Here is a 21353-nt window from a genome sequence, read left to right on the forward strand (position 1 = left end):
TAAAAATTGACCCTTGAGGCTGTTCGACCCTTCTAGCCTACAGGGGTGTTACATCCCCCTCCAACAACTCCTGCCGACACACCTCCTTCAAAGGGGGATTATTGCTTTATTAAATCCGTATGCAACCCACATTCTACTTTATTGAGCCCAAACCATCTGGCCTCACGTTCTTGCATATCCAGATCCATTTTTCTGGTGCATGGCTCACATCCAATACTTATGTAACCTTTAGCATCAAGTGGATGCTTGGGTAAATCATGTTCTTTTATGTAGGCGAAAACTTTTCGATTGTCCCAATCCAACATAGGATGGAATCGGATGCTGTCAAAAGGAGCAGGCTGCTCTACTTTCATTGCTTTTCTCACAGCACTTTGATCGCCACGCACGCCATTGATCCACACATCATGACTGGCCAATACTGATTCCATCGGTTGAGTCTTGTTCAGGTAGCAGCAATGATCAGGATCTGTTGTAAACATCAACTTACCGTTAGCTTCACGCTGCATAAACTTTGGGGTGTTGGGCTTTAGATCTATAATGTTGAGTCCAAACAGTTCTGCAATTTCATCTCGAAACGAAACAGTCTCGGGAAATAGATATCCTGTATTAATAAAATATACAGGAATAGAATTGTCTATTTCACTCAAAATATGAAGCATGGGAATACTGTGAGTTTGAAAGGAGGAAGTAGTAAATAGTCGTTTTCTTTCAGATCGGTATTCAGCTATTTTTTTAGCGATTTCTGATATTTCCATAGGATCAAGTTCAAGGCAAAACAATGTCAGAATGAAATAAATTCATAGCCATGCGAAACATCTTTGCAAAGAGGGTTGTTAAAGGTTCCAGTATTTTTGCAACATGCACAGAGTCACTGTCAATAGAAAGGAACATTTTAATGCGGCACATCGGTTATATAATCCGAATTGGAGCGAAGAGATGAATGATGAGACATTTGGGAAATGTAACAACCCGAATTGGCATGGACATAATTATGAAATAATCGTAAGTCTTACCGGAGAAGTTGATTCTGATACCGGATATGTTTATGATATGAAAAAATTGAGTGATCTTATTAAAGAGCGAGTCCTCAATCGATTTGATCATAAAAACTTGAATTTGGATGTAACCGAATTTAAAAAATTGAATCCAACAGCAGAAAACATCGTCAAAGTCATCTATGACCTTTTGAGGCCTGAGATAGAAGATAGGTACGAGATGAAAATAAAACTTTATGAAACAGAAAGAAACTTCGTTGAATATCCAGCCTGAGGTTGATGAATTTGGAGAAGATCATGTGGGAACGTCATATGATACACCACTACGACCAGACGCTTTTGAGCAGGACGATGAACTAAAGATTGAATTAATCTCAAAACACTTCAAAGAGATTATGCAAATTTTAGGACTCGACCTTGAAGATGATTCCTTAGCCGGAACACCAAAACGTTTAGCTAAAATGTACGTGGAGGAGGTTTTTTCTGGTCTTAATCCAGCCAACAAACCAAAGATTCGTCTATTTGATAATAAGTACAATTACAACGAGATGCTTGTCGAGAAGGATATTACATTCTACTCACATTGTGAGCATCACTTTGTTCCTATTTATGGAAAGGCACATGTTGCGTACTTCTCAAGTGGTAAAGTAATAGGGTTATCCAAAATCAATCGAATTGTGCAGTACTTCGCGAAAAGACCTCAGGTTCAGGAGCGCTTGACAGTTCAGATTGGAAATGAATTGAAGTCTATCCTTCAAACAGATGATGTGGCGGTAGTAATGGATGCATCGCACATGTGTGTATCCTCAAGAGGTGTAAATGACACCAATAGCCGAACAGGAACTGCTTTTTTCGATGGTAAATTCAAAAACCAGGAAATCAAAAATGAATTCCTGAACTACATCAATACAGAGACTAAAGACTAAGTCAAAAAAATCCTTCTTTTCTAGTTCGTTTTAGGGTTTTCTATAATACTCTGATGACCTATCTTTGCGCACTGTTTTTGAAAACCATTAAAAAATCATGGATAAATTAATCTATTTAGTGCCCGCTCTAGGTCTTTTAGGGCTTCTTGTGATGATCATCAAATCTCGCTGGGTATACAAGCAAGATGCTGGTGATGAAAAGATGCAAACACTTGCTAATTACATCAGAGAAGGGGCGTTGGCATTTCTTAGCGCAGAATATAGAATACTTGCAATTTTTGTAGTGATCGCCGGAGTTCTTCTTGGTGTGATCTCAATGATGGTAGAGACCACTCACTGGTTTATCATCGTTGCTTTTGTTATAGGTGCTTTCTTCTCAGCATGGGCAGGAAACATCGGAATGCGAATTGCTACTGCAGCTAACGTAAGAACAACTCAAGCCGCACGAACCAGCCTTCCTCAGGCATTGAAAGTATCATTTACTGGAGGTACAGTAATGGGACTAGGAGTTGCAGGACTTGCTGTATTCGGATTAAGTGTTCTTTTTATATTCCTGTTTCAATTCTTCATGGGCGGACAATGGACGGTAAATGGAGTAAATGATATGACAGTAGTACTTGAAGCGCTCGCTGGTTTCTCGTTGGGTGCCGAGTCGATTGCACTTTTCGCCAGAGTAGGTGGTGGAATTTACACTAAAGCTGCAGACGTTGGAGCTGACCTTGTAGGTAAGGTTGAAGCCGGTATTCCTGAGGATGATCCAAGAAATCCTGCGACAATTGCCGATAATGTAGGAGATAATGTAGGAGACGTAGCTGGAATGGGTGCCGATCTTTTTGGATCCTATGTAGCAACAGTATTAGCTTCAATGGTACTTGGTAACTATGTTATTAGAGATATGGGTGGATCCATCACTGATGAATTCAATGGTATTGGACCAATCCTTCTTCCACTAGTGATCGCTGGTCTTGGAATTGTTTTCTCATTGTTTGGAACTCTCCTTGTCAAAATATCAAGCAATGATGCAAAAGAACCTCAAGTACAAGCGGCATTGAATAAAGGAAACTGGGGATCAATCATTTTAACTGCTGTTGCATGTTATTTCCTAATTGATCTCATCCTTCCTGCGGAAATGACAATGGCCTTCTTTGGTGAAGGAAACTTAACAGTGACTTCTGGAAATGTATTTGGAGCAGTTCTAGTTGGACTTGCAGTAGGTGGACTTATCTCGTACTTCACAGAATATTACACAGGTCTTGGAAAAAAACCAGTTGTAGATATCGTTCAAAATTCTGCTACAGGAGCAGCAACAAACATCATCGCCGGGCTTTCTACCGGAATGATTTCAACATTCGCCCCAATTCTTCTTTTCGCCGGTGCGATCTGGGGGGCATACGAGCTAGCTGGCTTCTACGGAGTAGGTATAGCAGCATCAGCAATGATGGCTACCACTGCTATGCAGTTGGCAATTGATGCATTTGGACCAATTGCTGACAATGCTGGAGGTATCGCAGAGATGAGCGACCTGCCAGACGATGTAAGAGAAAAAACAGATATTCTTGATTCAGTTGGAAACACTACCGCTGCAATTGGGAAAGGATTTGCAATTGCCTCTGCTGCATTAACAGCATTGGCATTGTTTGCTGCATACGTAACATTCACTGGAATTGATGGAATTAATATCTTCAAAGCAGACGTTCTCGCTGCACTATTTATTGGAGGTATGATTCCAGTTGTATTCTCTGCTTTGGCCATGAGGTCAGTGGGTAAAGCGGCCATGGAAATGGTGAAAGAGGTAAGAAGGCAGTTTAAGGAAATTCCAGGGATTATGGAAGGAACTGGTCAGCCTGAATATGGTAAATGTGTTGATATTTCTACTAAAGCAGCTCTGAGAGAAATGATGCTTCCTGGGGCAATTACAATTACTGCTCCAATTCTTATTGGTTTCTTGATGGGTCCAGAAGCACTTGGTAGCTATATGGCTGGTGTTGCTGTATCTGGTGTGCTTTGGGCAATCTTCCAAAACAACGCTGGTGGCGCATGGGATAACGCGAAGAAATCATTCGAAGCTGGAATTGAGATTGATGGAGAAATGACTTACAAGGGATCTGAAGCTCATAAAGCTGCAGTAACAGGGGATACAGTTGGCGATCCATTCAAAGATACTTCTGGTCCATCCATGAATATTCTCATCAAATTGACTTGTCTTGTCGGACTGGTAATTGCGCCAATCCTGGGAGAGGTATACGGTTCAGGTCATGGTGCCAGTGAAGAAGCTGCGATTGTTGTGGTTGAAAAAGAAGAGCCTATGGAAGAGATGACTAAAGTAACCGAGGAATTCAAAGTTGAAATGAAGTCATTAGAAGATGGACAGGTACAAGCTATTGTAACTTATACAGTAATGGAAAATGCAGAAGCGATGACAAAAGTAGACACACTTGTCGGAGACAAAGCAGCTGTTAAGGCTCAAATTGATGCAATGAAGAAATAAATATCAAAGGATATACATTAAAAACCTCGGCATCAGAGTCGGGGTTTTTTTATGCCTTTACGTAACTTCCATCCATGTCTAACGACGAACTTTTTCAAATTGCATCGAATTGGTTTAAGTCCAAAAAATGGAAATCTTTTGATTTTCAACGCAAGACGTGGGAAGCCTATTTATCTGGTAAAAGTGGATTGTTAAATGCGCCCACGGGATCAGGTAAGACCTACGCACTTTGGATTCCATGTGTGCTAGAGTTTTTGAAAAACAATGAACCATATGATGTAAAACCTGAAGTTCAAATACTCTGGATAACTCCTCTCAGAGCATTAGCTAAAGACATCCAGAGTGCCATGCAGCTTTTTTGTGATGATATCGATGTTCGTTGGCAAATAGGTCTACGCACAGGAGACACCACTTCGACGGAACGCCAAAAGCAAAAGAAAACGGCACCCCAGGCAATGGTAATTACTCCAGAAAGCCTTCATGTATTGCTTAGTCAAAGCGACTATCCCAATTACCTTAAGAATGTCAAAAGCATCATTGTAGATGAATGGCATGAACTAATAGGAACTAAACGTGGAGTGGCTACAGAACTTGCCATTTCTAGAATTAAGAAGCTAACGGAGGGCCGTCTTAAAGTCTGGGGAATATCCGCCACCATTGGAAACTTGCCACAAGCCAAACGAGTATTGATGGGAGAAGACCTTTATAAAAATGCAATCTCAATCAAATCGAACATCGAAAAGAAAATTGAAGTCTCATCTATCATGCCAGATGAGGTTGAAAAGTTTCCATGGTCGGGATATTTAGGGGTCAAGTTGATCGATAAAGTTCTGCCTATTATTAAGAACAGCAATACCACCTTACTTTTTACAAATACCCGCTCACAAACAGAACTTTGGTACCAGGCAATTTTAAAAGAAGCTCCTGGATTAGCAGGAGTCATCGCAATGCACCATGGCTCCATGGATCAACACATTCGAAATTGGGTGGAAGATGCACTGCATGAAGGAAAATTAAAACTAGTTGTATGCACCTCAAGCCTTGATCTAGGAGTTGACTTCAGGCCTGTAGATACAGTTATTCAAATTGGCGGACCAAAAGGAGTCTCACGTTTTCAGCAGCGAGCTGGGAGAAGTGGACATGGTCCAGGTGAACTTAGCAGAATATTTTTTGTGCCTACACATTCGCTTGAGCTAATTGAAGGAGCGGCGCTGAGAACCGCAATTGAAAAAGAAAAATTTGAGCAAAGAAAGCCTTTAGAAAAGTGTCTGGACGTATTAATCCAGTATTTAGTAACACTGTCAGTAAGTGGAGGATTTAAGCCTCTGGAAATCCTTGAAGAGGTTAAGCAAACTTATTGCTACAGGCTTTTAAATGCAGATGAATGGAATTGGGCATTGGAATTTATAACGACAGGGGGAAGAACACTTGGAGAGTACGATGAATTTTCTCGGGTATATAATGATGATGGAGTTTATAAAATTATAAATAGCAGAGCTGCCCAGCGCCATAAACTTTCAATAGGCACCATTGTAGGTGATCCGGCTATGAGTGTGAAATTTATCTCCGGTGGACATCTGGGCACTGTTGAAGAAAGCTTTGTTTCCAAGCTAAATCCTGGAGATACCTTTTGGTTTGCCGGTCAGAATCTGGAGTTTATGATGATCAAAGACCTAACTGTATTAGTAAAAAAATCCAAACGCAAAAGCGGACTAACCCCCTCATGGGGAGGCGGTCGATTGCCTTTATCTTCATTGCTGTCAGACCAAATAAGAGAAAAGCTTCAACGAGCCATAGAAGGCGATTATCAGGATGTTGAACTCAAGAAGATAAAACCGATCCTAGATCTGCAGAATAAAATGTCTGTGATCCCGGATAATAAATCACTATTGATTGAAAAAGTGGAAACTGAGCATGGTCATCATCTATTCTTTTTCACTTTCGAAGGCATGTTTGTGCATGAGGTTTTGGCAGGACTGGTCGCTTATCGAATGAGTAAACTACAAAAAATCACCTTTTCTATTTCAATGAATGATTACGGATTTGAGTTACTTTCAGATCAAGTGATAGCAATCGAAGAGGGCTTAGAACTCGACCTGTTTTCTGAAGAGAATATCTACCAGGATATCAATGAGTCAATTAATATGACAGAAATGGCAAAGCGAAAATTTCGAGATGTGGCAACCATTGCAGGATTAATTTTTCAAGGCTACCCTGGAAAAAATATAAAAGCAAGACACTTACAAGCATCTTCCGGAATATTATATAAAGCATTTCAGGAATATGATGAGAATAACTTGCTTTTGAAACAATCTATGGAAGAGGTGATGACCTTGCAGTTGGATCAATCTCGGTTTATGGAAGCCATAAGAAGAATCAATAACCAAAAGATCATTCTAAAAGAGACGCAAAAACCGACACCCTTTGCCTTTCCAATTTTAGTGGATATGATCCGTCGAGAACGTCTAAGCTCGGAGGATGTAACCGATCGCATTTTAAAAATGCAGATGCAACTTGAACGATCTATTGGATCAGACTAAATTTGATCCATGAAAAAAGCTAAACTGTATTCAGCAATGTTTCTGATTATGTCAGCATCATTCTCTCAGTCCATTGTGGGTACCTGGAAAACGATAGATGATGAAACAGGAAAAGTTCGATCTGTAGTTGAGATTTATGAAAAAGAAGGGAAGTACTTCGGTAAAATCTTAAAACTATATCGCGAAGAAGGTGAAGATCCAGATCCTATTTGCGATAAATGTGATGATTACCGCAAAGACAAAAAAATCATAGGAATGGAGATCATTAGTGATATGAAATACAATAAAAAGGACAAAGAGTATCACAAAGGAGAAATAATGGATCCTGAAAATGGGAATATATATGATTGCAAGCTCTGGATAGGAGAGGATGGCACACTTAAGGTAAGAGGATATTTGCTTTTTTTTTATCGTACACAAACATGGTTACCCTTCATAGGTGAGTAAATCTGTTATAACAATAAAAGGAGAGCAATTGACCTTGCTTCCCGAACGAGCGGTTTTTTGGGAGTCCAAACGTATTTTAATTATATCAGACCTTCATTTGGGAAAAGCCGGACACTTTAGAAAACATGGTATTCCAATATCAAAAAAAATTCACCTTACAGACCTTCAAATTCTGGAATCACTGATCCAAAAACATCGACCAAAAGAGGTAATCTTACTCGGTGATTTATTTCACAGCTTTGAAAATAATGAATGGAAAGACTTTCTTCGATTTCTTGAAGTCTATGATTTTGTAAAGTTTACGCTAATTGAGGGTAATCACGATATTCTAGATAATTATCCTCTGGCACTTGAGATGACTCCTCTATTGCACCTTTCACCATTTTCATTCACACATATCAAAGAAGAATCTTCATATTATAATCTTTCTGGTCACCTACATCCGGGTATTACTATCAAAGGTAAAGCTCGGCAAAGCATAACAATGCCCTGTTTTTGTTTTTCAAATAATCACGGCCTTCTTCCAGCTTTCGGTCAATTCACTGGAATCAAAAAAATCCATCCTCAAAAAGAAGATCGCGTATTTGGAATAGCTGAGGGAATAGTCATTGAATTAACGTGAGATTTGTCGTATTTTACATCCTAGCCCTGCTTACTCACCATCGAGGGGTTACTTTATTGATTTTAATCGTATTAAAAACTGGCTTGGTGTATGAAGGACAGTGAGATATTGGAGCGAATTAGTCGTGGAGACGAACGCGTACTTGATCATCTCTATAAGAAATATTATAGGATGATGGCCAAGATTGTTCTATCCAATAATGGCACTGAGGACGAGGCGAAAGACGTATATCAAGAGGCCTTACTCGCTTTTTGGCAGAAAGCTGCTAGTGGGAAACTGGTTTTAACATCTAAGATCAGCACCTACCTATATAGCATCTGTCTCAACCAATGGAGGAAGGAATTGGATCGAAAGAGCCGTCTTAGCTCAGAGACTGTTGATGGAGAAGAACATCAAACGCATGATGCTAAGGAGCGACTAAAAATTGTTATGGATTGCATTGGAGAGTTGGGTGATGTGTGTAAGAAAGTTCTAACCTATTACTATTTCGATGGGTTGGGAATGCAAGAAATAGCCAAGAAGATGAACTTTGCAAACACTGATACCGCCAAAACGAAGAAGTATAAGTGTAAGAAGAAACTAGATAGTTTAATAAAAAGTAAATACACCACAGAAGACTTTTTTGATTAGCCATGACGAAACTAAACCAAGAGCAAATCGATAATTATCATTCAGGCAAGATGAGTGAGTCAGAGATGACTGACTTTGAAAATATGCTTGAGTCTGATCCTTCTATTAAAGCTGAAAGCGACTTTCAATCAGATATCGTAAGTGGGCTTAAGGAATATCGAAAACTCGAACTAAAATCCAGACTTGATGCTATCAATGTGGGTCCAACATGGATTGAATTTGCACAGCAATCTGCTTTGATGAAATCTCTTGGAGGCGTAATTGTTGCTTCAATAATTGGAACAGGAATCTATTTTTATGGGAAGAAATCTGACTTACCGATTTCAGGTGAAACTGCTACAGTAGTGGCTCCAAAAGTAGAATCAATTGAATTCATGTGGGATTTAGCAGAAGAAGGAGAAACTTCAGAAACCAATATCCTTGATAAGCCAACTCAGCTTGTTGAAGTTAAGGTGCATGATAAATTAGTAGAGAAAATGACTACATCTTCAAAAGAAGAAGAAGTAAGTACTAAAACTGAGAGTGTCGAAAAGTCATTCAAGCCTGCTTTTGAAGCACCAAATGCAGAATCTATTAATGATGAAGAATTTGCAGCGACTGGACTAGATGAAATACCAAATAGTGCTGAAAGTACAAAAGAAGCACCTATTGATGTCCAGTCTGAAATCTCAAAAAGCAATGTCATAAAGTACAAGTATTATGATGGCAAGCTTTTCCTTAATGGTGATTTTGATAAAGCACCTTATGAGATACTAGAAATCAATAGTGCAACCGGAAGACGAATTTATGTCTATTACCTTGGAAGCTACTACAAAGTAGGAATCGCTGACAAGCTTACTGAATTACCAAGGGTTACTAATTCTAATATAATAAGCGAACTTAAGCTATTGAGGGAAAATAAGTAGCCACAGTAACATTCCAAAGCATCTCCATTTTGTCTAAATTCGTGGCTTAATGGAAGAGAAGAAAACCAGAAAAAAAAGAAAACTTGGAAGTTATCCATTTGCCAGTGTGGTATTTAGTATCACAGTGGCGCTCTTGGTTTTAGGGCTTTTTGGTTGGTTGGTCTTGCACAGTTCTCGTCTAGGTACCCGCATCCAGGAAAGTGTTGAAGTTCAAGTTTATCTCAACAAGAATATCAATCAATCTGATATAACAAAAATCAGGACTGCTATTGCCGCCAAACCATATACCTTGGTTAAAGATGCACCGCAAATTGTTTTAATAACCAAAGAGGAAGCTGCTAAACAATTTATTGAAGCAACCGGCGAAGATTTTAAAGATTTTCTAGGAGAAAATCCGTTGAGAGATCTTTTCGCAGTTAAAGTGAAAGGAAGCTATCAGGCTCTGGACAGTCTAAATAAGATAAAAGCAGAAATTGAAGGCATCAGAGGTGTATTTGAAGTTGAATACGAGGAAAGTCTCATTGAAAGTATTAATGAAAACCTCACCAAGATTGGCTTTATTTTGCTCGGCATCGCCATTTTCGCCCTAATTGTTGTAATTATTTTAATTAACAATACGATAAAGCTCGCCCTGTTTTCTCAGCGATTTCTAATAAGGAGCATGCAATTGGTAGGCGCGACAAGTTCCTTCATTCAACGACCCTTTCTCTATCGATCCATGATGTACGGTTTGTTTGCTGGAATCTTTTCGTGTGGTATAATTTACGGTTTCACCATTTATATGAATAGTATCATAGAAGGACTTGAAGAACTTCAGGATACAAATGGATTCCTTATTCTATTTTCTTTAATCCTTATCATGGGAATTATCGTAGGCTATTTCAGCTCCTTACGAGCTATCAAAAAATATTTAAAAATGTCTTTGGACGAACTATATTAATAATGTCAGAAAAAAGAAAACTTGCTTTTACTAAAGCTAATTATAAGATCATGATTGTCGGTGTTGTAGTGCTGGCGTTGGGTTTTATTCTTATGACGATGGATACTGAACCTTATGGTTTCGGTTTTATGGGTCTTACCCTAGGTCCAATTGTTGTGATGCTTGGATTTATCATCCAGTTTGTTGCCATTTTCCATAAGCCAAAAAGTAAGTCAGATTCTGAATGAGTTGGATAGAAGCCCTTATTCTGGGGATTATCCAGGGATTAACAGAGTTTTTACCTGTAAGTAGTAGTGGTCACCTTGAAATTGGATCAGTTCTTTTAGATGCCCAAAGTTCAGACAACTTGCTATTTGCTCTTGTTGTCCATTTAGCAACAGCATTGGCGACGATTGCTGTGTTTAAGGATGATATTTTAGTTCTCTTAAAGGACATCTTTAAGTTTCAATGGAATGATTCAACTCAGTTTGCCACTAAGATTCTTATTTCAATGCTTCCTGTTTTTGTGGTAGCAGTTTTATATAAAGATCAAATTGAAGAATTATTTGTGGGAAATTTATTTCTGGTTGGATCAATGTTATTGATAACTGGAGGCCTGCTGCTGTTTGCACATTTTAAAAAAGACGGAAATAAACCGGTGGGATTTTTGGGATCCATCTTTATTGGCATAGCTCAAGCTTTTGCCGTACTTCCAGGTATATCAAGGTCAGGATCCACGATTGCAACTGCCCTGATATTAGGCGTTGAACGATCCAGAGCTGCACGTTTTTCTTTTTTGATGGTATTGGTGCCAATCATAGGAGCAAGCCTACTAGAGTTACTCGATTACACAGAAAATCCATCCATCCATACAATCGATGTACTAAGTCTAACAGTGGGTTTTTTGGCTGCCTTTGTATCTGGTTACGTTGCCTGCAAATGGATGATTAAAATCGTCAAAAAAGGAAAACTCAGCTACTTTGCTGTTTACTGTTTTATCGTTGGATTCATTGCAATAATAGCTGCTTAAAAAATGGAGAATACTTACGAAGAAGGCAGACTGTTACTAATCAATAAACCTGTTGACTGGACTTCTTTTGATGTAGTAAAGAAGTTGAGATTTACTTTGAAAGTAAAAAAGATAGGTCACGCCGGAACACTCGATCCACTTGCAACTGGATTATTGATTATAGGCACAGGTAAATTCACCAAAAAACTCAATGAGCTTCAAGGACTAGATAAGTCATACGAAGGAACTATAGAGATTGGAAAAACTACACCTTCATATGACTTGGAAACTGAGTTTGATAGTGAAGCTGATTGGTCTCACATTACTCAAAAGGATTTAGAAGAGGTTAGAGAAACTTTTTTGGGTGAAATTTCTCAAGTACCACCTGCTCATTCGGCGATAAAAGTTGACGGAGAAAGGGCATATAAAAAGGCTCGTAAAAATAAAGCTGTGAAACTTGAACCCAGATTACTTACGATACATGATTTTCTGATCGAAACGGAAGATTTACCTAACATACGGTTCAAAGTTGCCTGTTCAAAAGGTACTTATATTAGAAGCTTAGCTCATGATTTTGGTCAAAAGCTTGGAGTAGGAGGGTATTTGAAGAATCTGGTCCGAACCAGTGTTGGTGAATATCAGTTGTCAGATGCAGTAGATTTGGATGAGTTTATTCGTCAGCATCATGAAAGTAGTTGATCATTTAAGCGATTTTGAGAAACTTGAATATGCCGTTGTTACCATAGGCACCTTTGATGGTGTGCATATTGGTCACAAGACTATTTTAAGGCGGTTAGTTGAGGAAGCAAAAGAAAACAACGGAAAGAGTGTATTGATCACTTTTTGGCCACATCCAAGATTTATACTCAAAAAGGATGCAGATAAGCTTAAGCTCTTGACAACCTTTGAAGAAAAGGTGGAAATCGTGAAAGAATTAGGTGTTGACTACATACTTAAAATTGCATTTACGCCTCAATTCTCAAACCTTAGCGCAGATGAGTTTGTGAGAAAAATACTAGTTGATCAAGTGGGGACAAAACAACTTTTCATTGGCTACGATCATCATTTTGGTAACAATAGAGAAGGTAATATTCAATTCTTACAGGAACATTCCTCACCATACGGTTTTGCAGTCAATGAAATTTCAAAACAAGAAATTGATCACATAGGAGTAAGTTCTACTAAAATCAGGAACACACTTGAGAGCGGAGAAATCCATTTAGCAAATTCATTATTGGGTAGGAATTACTCGATTTGTGGCAAAGTTGTAGATGGCAATAAGAAAGGAAAATCATTGGGATTTCCCACAGCGAATATTCATGTATCTGAGACGTATAAACTCTTGCCAGCAGATGGAGCATATGCAATTAAGGCTTTTGTAAGGGGTTTTGAATATTTAGGTATGCTCAATATTGGTTTTAAGCCAACTGTTGACGGAAGGGAGCGGACAATAGAAGCACACTTGTTTAATTTTGAGGAAGATATCTATGGTCAGGAAGTGAGAGTTGAATTTGTCAAGGCTCTTAGGAAGGAAATGAAGTTTGATAGCCTGGAAGCTTTAAAGGAACAGTTGAATAAAGACAAAGAAATAGCGTTAAGTATTCTTACATGAGATTTAAAACTCAATCCATATTGATTTTGATCCTGGTGATGGTTCATCTGTTATCGTCTTGCAAGAAAACGGATGAACTCACGGATTTTACCGAAATGGATGAAATAGCACTTGGTGAGAGGCTCGCAGAAGCATTTGCAGCTGATACTGAATTTAGTATTATACCCACAACCGGAAATAGTATCCCTTATGGATATGCTAATTCACGATTGGCGGAAATAACGGCTACATCAGCAATTTCCAAAAGCGAAGAATTTACCTGGACTATCTACTTGATAGATGATGATAATAGACAAGCTTTTGCATTTCCTGGCGGTCATATCTATGTCTCATCAGGTATGATATTCTTTCTGGATAATGAAGATCAGTTTTCAGGATTACTTGCTCATTTAGTAGCCCATATTGATCAGTCTCATATCGCAGAAGCATTATTCTTTAAATATGGAGTAAATGGGCTGAAAAGTATTGCGAATTTTGGCAATGATTCAGATTTGAAAAGTATCATAAGTGATTTGGAACTATCAGCTGATTTTTTATCCTTCACAAGGGGCAATGAAATACAAGCTGATACACTTGCAATTTCTATGTTAATAGAAACAACACAGTCATGTGAGTCAGGAGGTCTTTTTTTCTCAAAAACACTTAACATACAGTCAAATCAGCAGTCACAGTTTATTGCTGCTCATCAGCTAGAACAATCAAGACTTGAGTACATAGAAGAAGTAATATCAGCAAGTGGTTGCAATGCTGAAGTGGATAGTGAGTCTGCCTCCAGGTATCAATCTTTCAGAAACTCCCTGCCGTAAATAAACGGCGATGAATCATTTTAAAATCGTATAAATAGTAATGAAAAAGTCAGAAATCAAATTCGTAGTTGAGTTGGATAAGGAAAATATTCCTGAAAAAATAATGTGGGATGCGGATGAAAAGGAGCAGCCAGGTCCTTCAGAAACTAAATCGATAAGCCTCTCATTATGGGATCATGAGAATAAAAACACCATGCGGATAGACTTATGGTCGAAAGATATGCCGTTAGATGAAATGAAGCATTTCTACATTGACTGCTTAGGCGGTTTAGCACAGAGTGTGCTTAATGCTACCGGCGATGAATTTATGAATCATGAGATTTCATCATTGTGTGATAAGTTAGTGGAACATGTAAAAAATGAGGGCTAGAAGCATCATTTAATCCAATAATTCGCCAAAAATCATTAATATTATGCATGCATAATATCTTTCAGCGGTTTATATATTATTTGCCATAAGCTGGAATTTATGGTTAAATTTCTACCTAAATACCGAAGTTAATTCGCTAAACATCAACCCATATGAACCGGAACATTACAAAATGGATTCTCAGTGCTTTATTAACTATTTGCATTAGTTTCCTCTACGCACAAACGACAGTAACAGGGAAAATCACTGATCTAGGGACTGGAGAAGCTCTAATTGGTACCCAAATATTGGTAAAGGGAACAGTCCTTGGTACCATAACTGATGTGAATGGTGATTTTTCACTTACCGTTAAATCTGCTCCTCCCATAACATTAGTAATAACGTATGTTGGATATGAAAGGCAAGAGATTGAGGTCACATCCTCCGGTCAAGCCTTAGATGTCAAACTTGCAGAATCTACGCTACTAGGGCAAGAAGTAGTTGTATCTGCGTCAAGAGTTGAGGAAAACATTCTACAATCTCCAGTCAGTATTGAAAAAATGGATATTCTGGCAGTTCAAAATACCTCAGCCGATACGTATTATAAAGCAATAGCAAATTTGAAGGGTGTTGATGTTGCTTCGAGTAGTATCAACTTTCAAATTATCAATGCAAGGGGTTTTGGATCTACTGGAAATACCAGATTTGTTCAGCTAATTGATGGAATGGACACACAAGCTCCAGCACTAAACTTTCCAATTGGAAACCTAAATGGACCTTCTGTTTTAGACGTAGAAAGTGTGGAGTTGATACCTGGAGCTTCATCGGCCTTATATGGTCCCAATGCATTTAATGGCATATTGTTGGTGAATAGTAAAAACCCTTTTGAATATCAAGGTCTCAGCGCTTATGCAAAGACCGGAGTTAACCATGTGGGAAGTAATACCGATCAAGACGCTGCACTGCTAAATACTTTCTCAGTAAGGTATGCACGTGCTTTCAATAACAAATTTGCCTTCAAGGTAAATGCCACATATTCTTATGCAGACGACTGGCACGGGACTTCTACATTTGATAGAAATGCAGAAAATAATCCTTTTGCAAGTATCGGTGGTGAAAACCCTGGAGCTGATCGATTGCATTTACACGGAGATGAAGCCTCTATCAACTTAGCAATATTCCCATTTAGCGCATCGTTTAACACATTGGCGCAAGGAAGAAATTTTGAGTCTGGACTCACAGCTAAAAACTACTCTGATGCAGGAGACTTGCCTAATCACGTCACATCAGTTACACCTTTTAGCGAGGTTGACTTAATTGATTATGGATCAGAAAACCTAAAGTTTAATACAGGATTGTACTACAGACTGAATGATGACCTTGAGCTTAGTTATTTATATAATGGCGGTTTTGGGACTAGTATATATACTGGTGCGCAGCGCTACTCGCTTTCAAACTTCAGCATTCAACAACACAGACTCCAATTAAGGGCGGATAATTTCTTCATTCGAGCGTACGGAACTTTTGAAGATTCAGGCGACTCATATATTACAGAGTTTTTGGCGTTGAAGGTTAATGAATCATTATTTGGTGGTGAGGTATCGTCTTATCTGGCAAATTATGGTGTTAATTATCTTCAGCACCTTTACAATGAAGGATTTAATCCTGGTGATCTAGCTGCGCTGCAGCAAACAGATCCAAATGCAGCACTTTTGGTACAACAAGGCGCACATAGTTTTGCACGAACTCAGACCGATGGATTTTTTGGTTTAAATACACTAGATCCATCATCAGCCTCATTTCAAAGTATTAAAAATTCAGCTCAGAATGGTGTAGTACCACAAGGACCTAAATTTAACGATGCGACAAAAATGTATCAGACAGATTTTCAATACGATTTTAAAAATGAAATCGATGCTGTGGATTTACAGGTAGGAGCTACTTATAAGATCTTTGACTTAAGATCCAATGGAACCATTTTCCCAGATGCTGATGGTGGAATACAAATTAACGAGTATGGAGCTTATGCTCAAGTTGCGAGAAGTGTTACTGATAATTTAAAGTTGAGTGGTTCTGTTCGTTTTGATAAGAATCAAAATTTCGATGGTCAAGTAAACCCTCGAATATCTGCTGTTTATACGGTTGCAAACGATCACAATATTAGAGCTTCCTATCAGACAGGGTTTAGAAATCCGACCACTCAGGGACAATACATAGATCTAAATACAATCACGACTAGACTGCTTGGTGGATTACAGGAAAATTATGATACCTACGATCTGGCTCGTACCAGCTCAACAAGTTTACCATTGGCCTATACCGGAGGTTCTGTTCTTGATTTTAGAAATGGTGTTTTTGCTGATGGCTTTGATGCAGGAGATGTTGGATTACTCCAACCATTCACAGAGGCAGATATCAAACCTGTTGTGCCTGAGGAAGTGCGATCTATTGAAGTTGGCTATAAAAGCTTAATTGCTAATAAACTACTTGTAGATGCAGTGTATTATCACAACACGTATACGGATTTTATTACACAGATTCGGATTGTAGTTGCTACTGAGCATACAAGTGCTACAGCACCATCTGCTGGTGCAGCTGTTGGAGATCCTAACTACCTCACCATTTTAAATGGAAGTGCACTAACACGTGTCAGTGATGGAGTTTTCACAGGTAATACGGCACAGATTTATTCAAACTTAGATGATAAAGTGACTTCTCAGGGTGCGGCATTAGGACTTACTTATAACCTTCCAAAAGGATATACTGTTGGTGGTAATTATAGCTGGAATAAGTTGATAGGAGGATTTACTTCAAATAACCTTTCAGAATTCAACACTCCTGAGCATAAATTCAATTTGAACTTCGGCAATAGAAAACTAACCGATAATATCGGATTCAACATTACATATAGATGGCAAGAAGCCTTCAGATGGGAATCGTCTTTTGCAATAGGTGATGTGCCATCTTATGGAACATTTGATGCACAAGTATCTTACAAATTTGATGAGCTCAAGTCGATTGTTAAGCTTGGGGGATCCAATATCATGGGGGATCCATATATTCAAAGTTTGGGTGGACCTAATATTGGCTCAATCTATTATGTTTCTTTAACCTTTGATGAGTTGATGAACTAATGAAGAATTGAGAAATAAAAACAAGGCCGCTACCTATGTGTTTATTAGGTAGCGGCCTTTTACGTTTAAATGAACATATAATTATGAAAAAAATAATAGCACTTTTCTTTGTTGCTTCAATGCTAAGTTGTGGGGATGATGATGGTCCTGCGGGAACCAGGTATTTGGATGATTTATTTGCAGACGCAGATGTGTCAATTGAAATAGTATATGGCAATAATGCAGCATTGGTAGGAACAGCTAAAGATCTATCACTAGATATTTATGAACCTTCAGGAGATTCCGAATCAAATAGACCATTGCTGGTATTGGCACATGGTGGAGCATTTGTAAGCGGCACTAAAACTTCAATAAAAGACTTGTGCATAGCATATGCTAAAAAGGGCTATGTGGTTGCCAGTATAGGATATCGCCTAATCAATGATGTATCAATAAGTGATTCTGTAGCCTTTAGCGAAGGTGTAGTTTTGACAATTGCAGATATGAAGGCTGCTATCAGATACCTTAGAAATGATGCTCAGACAATAAACTCGTATGGTGTGGACGCAGATATGATCTTTGCTGGTGGAGTCTCAGCAGGTGCGATAATGGCGAATCATGTCGCATACTTAGATCCTACCGATACAGCAATTCCTGACTATTTACTGGATCACATAAATACTCATGGTGGATTTGAAGGTAATACGAATGATGTAGTTGCTTCCTATGAGGTGAAAGGTGTTTTAAGTTTTTCCGGTTCTCTTTTCAGAGATGTGTGGGTAACCAGCGACGATCCTCCAATATTTATGGTCCACGAATCTGGTGACCCTGTAGTTCCTTGCAATTATGAAGCAACTGATGTCTTTCCTTTTCCTATCCTTGCATATGGAGCGTGCGAATTACAACCTGCTTTTGAAGCTGCCAATGTGAGTAGTCAATTTATACTGATCGAAGATAGTGATCAACATGTCGGTTATTTTTCATCTGATGCAGATGACGCCACGTCCCAAGAGATCATAGACTTGTCAGCTGAATTCCTCCATAATATCATCATTGAAGAAATTTAAATGAAATCATAAATAAAAAAGCCCCTCATCGAGGGGCTTTTTTATTTTGATTGTTTTTGGTCTATTGTGGCGGTGAAAGTACACCAGCAATAGCGTGTATTCTACCATTCTGAGCTGTAGCCGCATCGATCAGTGCTACTTCTCCATTTAAACCAGCTCCAGTCTGAGCATCGAAATCTCCATCACTATCGATGTAGATCCCTGGACCGCCAGGAACATTGGTTGCTGAGCCTGTATTTACGAAGAATAAAGAAACACCAATTCCGCTTGTAGCCGTAAATCCCGTGATCATATCAGCTTCTTCAACGGATTCATCAGTAGCTCCACCTTGCTTGGAAACAATGTGGTTTTTGATAATTGCATTCCAGGTTGCTGCATCGTAAGTATCAACAGTGATAACTGGATCTGCACCTGCAAAAGTGGCATTCGTAGGGAAAAAGCAGGTTAGCGTAGTATCTGCATTAATAAGTGCCGCCATGATAGTGGTTGTTGGATCAGTGGCAGCTGCATCTGCTTTCAAGATTGCTGAGTAAAGAGTAGTAAAATCAGCACCCAAAGCTACTGGTTGAGCCAGTGTACCAAGAGTAGCTACAATTTGAGCTCCAATTGTAGGTGGCACAAGTACAACATCTACAATGTGAATAACCCCATTTGTAGTTTGGATATCAGTTGTCACAAACTCTGCATCAGACGTAGCACCGGTAACTAACTTACCATCAGTTACTGTAATAGCCTCACCTTGTTCTGTCGTAGTAGTAGAACCGTCAGTTAAGGCACTTGAAGCTAATTGACCAGAAGTTACGATGTGATACTCAAGCACAGCTCTTGCAATGTCTCCATTAACTGAGCTAAAGTCTTCAAGACCCAAAGTTCCAAGTAGTGTATTAAGAGCGGCGTTTGTCGGAGCAAATACCGTTAAGGTTGCATCTTCATCTGATAAGGTTGCCTCTATGTCTGCAAATGCTTCAAATTCACCTTTGAGCAATGATAGACTAGCATCGGCTTCCAAAGTTCCCCAAACTGTCAAAGTTGGACCGGCATCATCATCACTACCGCAACTGGATAGTGCTATAAATGAAGCCACCACTCCGATAAGGGTGAAAGCTTTGAAATACTTCAAAATTGATTTTTTCATTGTATTTGGTTTTAAGTTAACGTACTAATTTAAAATTAATTAATTAATCGCGTAAGTTGCGAATTGTTTGTAATCAAGACACTTTTCTGCTCCAAAACGTTGACTTAGTTTCAAAATTATGTCTCATCCCGAATTCAAGTATCTCCCGCATCTAAGAAAACAATTGTTTGTATTAGTTTTTGGCACGGAAACTCGTGCTGGAAAGCTCTTTGATATAATACTACTTTGGGCTATCGTGTTGAGTGTGCTAAGTGTGATGCTTGAAAGTGTACGCGAAATAGGAGAATCCTACGATCATATATTTTTTATTTCAGAATGGTTTTTCACAATTCTGTTTACCATTGAATATTTGCTGAGACTCTTCATCACTGCGGAACCAAAGAAATATGCTTTTAGTTTTTTCGGAATTATTGACCTTTTAGCAACATTACCTACTTATTTAACCCTATTTGTCGCGGGCGGTAGCTATTTGGTTGTGATCCGATCGATCCGATTATTGCGAATTTTTAGGATTCTTAAACTGGGTAGATATCTCAGAGAAGCTTCTGTGCTATCCAATGCATTAGCAGCAAGTAAACATAAAATATTAGTTTTTCTTGGTGCCGTATTCACCTTGGCCATGATTATGGGAACACTTATGTATATGATTGAGGGGGGAGAGAGTGGATTTACAAGTATTCCTCGAAGCATTTACTGGGCCATTGTGACGATTACAACAGTTGGATATGGAGACATTGCTCCACAAACGATTTTTGGGCAGGCAGTAGCTTCTTTGTTAATGCTTATGGGTTACGCAATAATTGCAGTACCCACAGGAATTGTAACCACCGAAATAGCACAAGCAGAAAAGAAACAAAGGAAAGAAGAGTCAAAGGCTAAGCGGAAATGTGTTGCCTGTGGTGAAGTTGGTCACGAAGAGGAGGCTATATTTTGTAAAAACTGCTCAGCTAAGCTTTAAGCGGAAGATTTACCCCTGAAAGTTCGAACAACGAGCCAAAGGATAACGATAGTAAATGCAGCCATTAAGAAGATATTTACCGTGTCTGATATGGTGAGGGTATCCAGCCATTCAGAAAATTTCATCGAATCGTTTTCTTCCATTCTTTTTTTGGCATAAATATAGCACCCTAAAAGGTAACTATCTTTTGATTTTTGTAACTTACTTATTTAGAATTGTATTAATCTATGAAAACGCTTCTAATAACACTAGTTTTATCGCTCACGCAGAGTCCTGTGACTGTGGTTAAGAATAATGGAGATCAGCTTGGCTTATCTAATGTGATGATTTTTCAGAATGAGGCGAGCGGATCCTCGAGCTCTATTAATTACTCTTATCGAGGTGAGAATGCCAAAGTTTCCTTCAAGGATATCAAACGTTTAAGTTTTAAAGAGACCATCAAGCGTAAAAAGGGGGTAACTACCTATCGGGTAATCTTGGTTAAATCAGATAATAGTAAGCTTGAAGTTGAAATTGATTTAGTTAAACTAGAAGGAATAGGAAAGTCTGGTAAAATGGAATCAATGGGCTTCAGTTCGGTTGATAAGATTTCGTTTTAGTCTGGTAAATTCTATATTTGCGAACCCAAATTCTGCACTCGTAGTTCAACTGGATAGAATACCAGATTTCGGCTCTGGGGGTTGAGGGTTCGAATCCTTCCGAGTGCACATCAGACACCTATTATTATAGTAGGTGTTTTTTTATTTCTAAGCTTTCCAAAGAACGAAAAGGTGAAGGATGAGAACCCTCAACGGTTGACTTTAAGGTTCGAAATGTAGCGAAGCGAAATTCA

The 21353-nt window shown here is 38.7% G+C and carries 22 protein-coding genes and 1 tRNA gene; 20 read left to right on the forward strand and 3 right to left on the reverse strand.

The features are described from left to right. Positions 1-98: 98 nt before the first annotated feature. A complete protein-coding gene (locus ABJG98_RS04895) occupies positions 99-755 on the reverse strand; it encodes a phosphoadenylyl-sulfate reductase (protein WP_348278361.1) in 657 nt (218 codons plus the stop codon). 103 nt (positions 756-858) lie between these two features. Between ABJG98_RS04895 and ABJG98_RS04900 the strand changes: the two genes are divergently transcribed. The 17 genes from ABJG98_RS04900 to ABJG98_RS04980 all read left to right on the forward strand — a co-directional run bounded on the left by ABJG98_RS04900 (position 859) and on the right by ABJG98_RS04980 (position 18428). Further along, the gene (locus tag ABJG98_RS04900; protein WP_348278362.1) at positions 859-1269 is read left to right on the forward strand and encodes a 6-carboxytetrahydropterin synthase; all 411 of its coding nucleotides are present in this window, start codon (positions 859-861) and stop codon (positions 1267-1269) included. Further along, complete coding sequence (gene folE / locus ABJG98_RS04905; protein WP_348278363.1) at positions 1232-1921, forward strand: GTP cyclohydrolase I FolE; 690 nt, start codon at positions 1232-1234, stop codon at positions 1919-1921. Before ABJG98_RS04900 ends, folE begins: the two co-directional genes overlap by 38 nt. Before the next feature lie 97 nt (positions 1922-2018). Then, positions 2019-4409 carry a sodium-translocating pyrophosphatase gene (locus ABJG98_RS04910; protein ID WP_348278364.1) on the forward strand — a complete coding sequence of 797 codons (2391 nt, stop codon included), beginning with the start codon at positions 2019-2021 and terminating at the stop codon, positions 4407-4409. A 74-nt stretch (positions 4410-4483) separates the two neighbouring features. Then, on the forward strand, positions 4484-6949 hold the full coding sequence (locus ABJG98_RS04915) for a ligase-associated DNA damage response DEXH box helicase (RefSeq protein WP_348278365.1): 2466 nt from the start codon (positions 4484-4486) through the stop codon (positions 6947-6949). Between the two features lie 9 nt (positions 6950-6958). Beyond that, a complete protein-coding gene (locus tag ABJG98_RS04920) occupies positions 6959-7396 on the forward strand; it encodes a DUF2147 domain-containing protein (RefSeq protein ID WP_348278366.1) in 438 nt (145 codons plus the stop codon). After that, positions 7389-8018 carry a ligase-associated DNA damage response endonuclease PdeM gene (gene pdeM, locus ABJG98_RS04925; RefSeq protein WP_348278367.1) on the forward strand — a complete coding sequence of 210 codons (630 nt, stop codon included), beginning with the start codon at positions 7389-7391 and terminating at the stop codon, positions 8016-8018. Before ABJG98_RS04920 ends, pdeM begins: the two co-directional genes overlap by 8 nt. Positions 8019-8108: 90 nt before the next feature. Then, on the forward strand, positions 8109-8648 hold the full coding sequence (locus tag ABJG98_RS04930) for an RNA polymerase sigma factor (RefSeq protein WP_348278368.1): 540 nt from the start codon (positions 8109-8111) through the stop codon (positions 8646-8648). A 2-nt stretch (positions 8649-8650) separates the two neighbouring features. Further along, the gene (locus ABJG98_RS04935; protein ID WP_348278369.1) at positions 8651-9553 is read left to right on the forward strand and encodes a hypothetical protein; all 903 of its coding nucleotides are present in this window, start codon (positions 8651-8653) and stop codon (positions 9551-9553) included. A gap of 49 nt (positions 9554-9602) precedes the next feature. Then, complete coding sequence (locus ABJG98_RS04940) at positions 9603-10493, forward strand: permease-like cell division protein FtsX (RefSeq protein ID WP_348278370.1); 891 nt, start codon at positions 9603-9605, stop codon at positions 10491-10493. Positions 10494-10495: 2 nt separating this feature from the next. After that, positions 10496-10720, forward strand: coding sequence for a DUF3098 domain-containing protein (locus tag ABJG98_RS04945; RefSeq protein WP_348278371.1), 225 nt, complete (start codon positions 10496-10498; stop codon positions 10718-10720). Next, positions 10717-11502, forward strand: coding sequence for an undecaprenyl-diphosphate phosphatase (locus ABJG98_RS04950; protein ID WP_348278372.1), 786 nt, complete (start codon positions 10717-10719; stop codon positions 11500-11502). The genes ABJG98_RS04945 and ABJG98_RS04950 overlap by 4 nt, the downstream gene beginning before the upstream one ends. A gap of 3 nt (positions 11503-11505) precedes the next feature. Continuing rightward, positions 11506-12180, forward strand: coding sequence for a tRNA pseudouridine(55) synthase TruB (truB, locus tag ABJG98_RS04955; protein WP_348278373.1), 675 nt, complete (start codon positions 11506-11508; stop codon positions 12178-12180). Beyond that, a complete protein-coding gene (locus ABJG98_RS04960) occupies positions 12167-13093 on the forward strand; it encodes a bifunctional riboflavin kinase/FAD synthetase (RefSeq protein WP_348278374.1) in 927 nt (308 codons plus the stop codon). Before truB ends, ABJG98_RS04960 begins: the two co-directional genes overlap by 14 nt. Beyond that, entirely contained in the window at positions 13090-13899 is an 810-nt protein-coding gene (locus ABJG98_RS04965; RefSeq protein WP_348278375.1) for a M48 family metalloprotease, read from the forward strand. The genes ABJG98_RS04960 and ABJG98_RS04965 overlap by 4 nt, the downstream gene beginning before the upstream one ends. Before the next feature lie 40 nt (positions 13900-13939). Further along, positions 13940-14269, forward strand: coding sequence for a gliding motility protein GldC (gene gldC / locus ABJG98_RS04970; protein WP_348278376.1), 330 nt, complete (start codon positions 13940-13942; stop codon positions 14267-14269). A 152-nt stretch (positions 14270-14421) separates the two neighbouring features. Then, positions 14422-17382 (forward strand): TonB-dependent receptor, encoded by a 2961-nt coding sequence (locus ABJG98_RS04975; protein ID WP_348278377.1) that lies wholly within the window; start codon positions 14422-14424, stop codon positions 17380-17382. Positions 17383-17465: 83 nt separating this feature from the next. Continuing rightward, positions 17466-18428 carry an alpha/beta hydrolase gene (locus ABJG98_RS04980; RefSeq protein WP_348278378.1) on the forward strand — a complete coding sequence of 321 codons (963 nt, stop codon included), beginning with the start codon at positions 17466-17468 and terminating at the stop codon, positions 18426-18428. Between the two features lie 61 nt (positions 18429-18489). Here the strand turns inward: ABJG98_RS04980 and ABJG98_RS04985 are convergent, their stop codons facing one another. Continuing rightward, positions 18490-19563: a fasciclin domain-containing protein gene (locus ABJG98_RS04985; protein WP_348278379.1), complete on the reverse strand. Its 1074-nt coding sequence runs from the start codon at positions 19561-19563 to the stop codon at positions 18490-18492. A 118-nt stretch (positions 19564-19681) separates the two neighbouring features. Here ABJG98_RS04985 and ABJG98_RS04990 point away from each other — a divergent pair, with 118 nt between their 5' ends. Further along, positions 19682-20521 carry an ion transporter gene (locus ABJG98_RS04990; RefSeq protein ID WP_348278380.1) on the forward strand — a complete coding sequence of 280 codons (840 nt, stop codon included), beginning with the start codon at positions 19682-19684 and terminating at the stop codon, positions 20519-20521. Here the strand turns inward: ABJG98_RS04990 and ABJG98_RS04995 are convergent. Then, complete coding sequence (locus ABJG98_RS04995) at positions 20518-20664, reverse strand: hypothetical protein (protein ID WP_348278381.1); 147 nt, start codon at positions 20662-20664, stop codon at positions 20518-20520. The genes ABJG98_RS04990 and ABJG98_RS04995 overlap by 4 nt on opposite strands. Before the next feature lie 84 nt (positions 20665-20748). On the opposite strand from ABJG98_RS04995, the gene ABJG98_RS05000 reads away from it, so the two are divergent. Next, a complete protein-coding gene (locus tag ABJG98_RS05000) occupies positions 20749-21120 on the forward strand; it encodes a hypothetical protein (protein WP_348278382.1) in 372 nt (123 codons plus the stop codon). 34 nt (positions 21121-21154) lie between these two features. Further along, positions 21155-21228: transfer RNA gene (locus tag ABJG98_RS05005), tRNA-Arg, on the forward strand. Positions 21229-21353: the final 125 nt, after the last annotated feature.

The sequence above is a fragment of the Ekhidna sp. genome, from assembly GCF_039960695.1.
Taxonomy (GTDB): domain Bacteria; phylum Bacteroidota; class Bacteroidia; order Cytophagales; family Cyclobacteriaceae; genus Ekhidna.

What these genes read in the sequence shown, in the direction of transcription:
- ABJG98_RS04945 (WP_348278371.1), top strand. Translation starts at nt 10,496, where the DNA reads ATGTCAGAAAAAAGAAAACTTGCTTTTACTAAAGCTAATTATAAGATC.
- folE (WP_348278363.1), top strand. Translation starts at nt 1,232, where the DNA reads ATGAAACAGAAAGAAACTTCGTTGAATATCCAGCCTGAGGTTGATGAA.
- gldC (WP_348278376.1), top strand. Translation starts at nt 13,940, where the DNA reads ATGAAAAAGTCAGAAATCAAATTCGTAGTTGAGTTGGATAAGGAAAAT.
- ABJG98_RS04910 (WP_348278364.1), top strand. Translation starts at nt 2,019, where the DNA reads ATGGATAAATTAATCTATTTAGTGCCCGCTCTAGGTCTTTTAGGGCTT.
- ABJG98_RS04900 (WP_348278362.1), top strand. Translation starts at nt 859, where the DNA reads ATGCACAGAGTCACTGTCAATAGAAAGGAACATTTTAATGCGGCACAT.
- ABJG98_RS04930 (WP_348278368.1), top strand. Translation starts at nt 8,109, where the DNA reads ATGAAGGACAGTGAGATATTGGAGCGAATTAGTCGTGGAGACGAACGC.
- ABJG98_RS04920 (WP_348278366.1), top strand. Translation starts at nt 6,959, where the DNA reads ATGAAAAAAGCTAAACTGTATTCAGCAATGTTTCTGATTATGTCAGCA.
- ABJG98_RS04915 (WP_348278365.1), top strand. Translation starts at nt 4,484, where the DNA reads ATGTCTAACGACGAACTTTTTCAAATTGCATCGAATTGGTTTAAGTCC.
- ABJG98_RS04940 (WP_348278370.1), top strand. Translation starts at nt 9,603, where the DNA reads ATGGAAGAGAAGAAAACCAGAAAAAAAAGAAAACTTGGAAGTTATCCA.
- ABJG98_RS04980 (WP_348278378.1), top strand. Translation starts at nt 17,466, where the DNA reads ATGAAAAAAATAATAGCACTTTTCTTTGTTGCTTCAATGCTAAGTTGT.
- ABJG98_RS04935 (WP_348278369.1), top strand. Translation starts at nt 8,651, where the DNA reads ATGACGAAACTAAACCAAGAGCAAATCGATAATTATCATTCAGGCAAG.
- truB (WP_348278373.1), top strand. Translation starts at nt 11,506, where the DNA reads ATGGAGAATACTTACGAAGAAGGCAGACTGTTACTAATCAATAAACCT.
- ABJG98_RS04895 (WP_348278361.1), bottom strand. Translation starts at nt 755, where the DNA reads ATGGAAATATCAGAAATCGCTAAAAAAATAGCTGAATACCGATCTGAA.
- ABJG98_RS04975 (WP_348278377.1), top strand. Translation starts at nt 14,422, where the DNA reads ATGAACCGGAACATTACAAAATGGATTCTCAGTGCTTTATTAACTATT.
- ABJG98_RS04995 (WP_348278381.1), bottom strand. Translation starts at nt 20,664, where the DNA reads ATGGAAGAAAACGATTCGATGAAATTTTCTGAATGGCTGGATACCCTC.
- ABJG98_RS04990 (WP_348278380.1), top strand. Translation starts at nt 19,682, where the DNA reads ATGTCTCATCCCGAATTCAAGTATCTCCCGCATCTAAGAAAACAATTG.
- ABJG98_RS04950 (WP_348278372.1), top strand. Translation starts at nt 10,717, where the DNA reads ATGAGTTGGATAGAAGCCCTTATTCTGGGGATTATCCAGGGATTAACA.
- ABJG98_RS05000 (WP_348278382.1), top strand. Translation starts at nt 20,749, where the DNA reads ATGAAAACGCTTCTAATAACACTAGTTTTATCGCTCACGCAGAGTCCT.
- ABJG98_RS04985 (WP_348278379.1), bottom strand. Translation starts at nt 19,563, where the DNA reads ATGAAAAAATCAATTTTGAAGTATTTCAAAGCTTTCACCCTTATCGGA.
- ABJG98_RS04965 (WP_348278375.1), top strand. Translation starts at nt 13,090, where the DNA reads ATGAGATTTAAAACTCAATCCATATTGATTTTGATCCTGGTGATGGTT.
- ABJG98_RS04960 (WP_348278374.1), top strand. Translation starts at nt 12,167, where the DNA reads ATGAAAGTAGTTGATCATTTAAGCGATTTTGAGAAACTTGAATATGCC.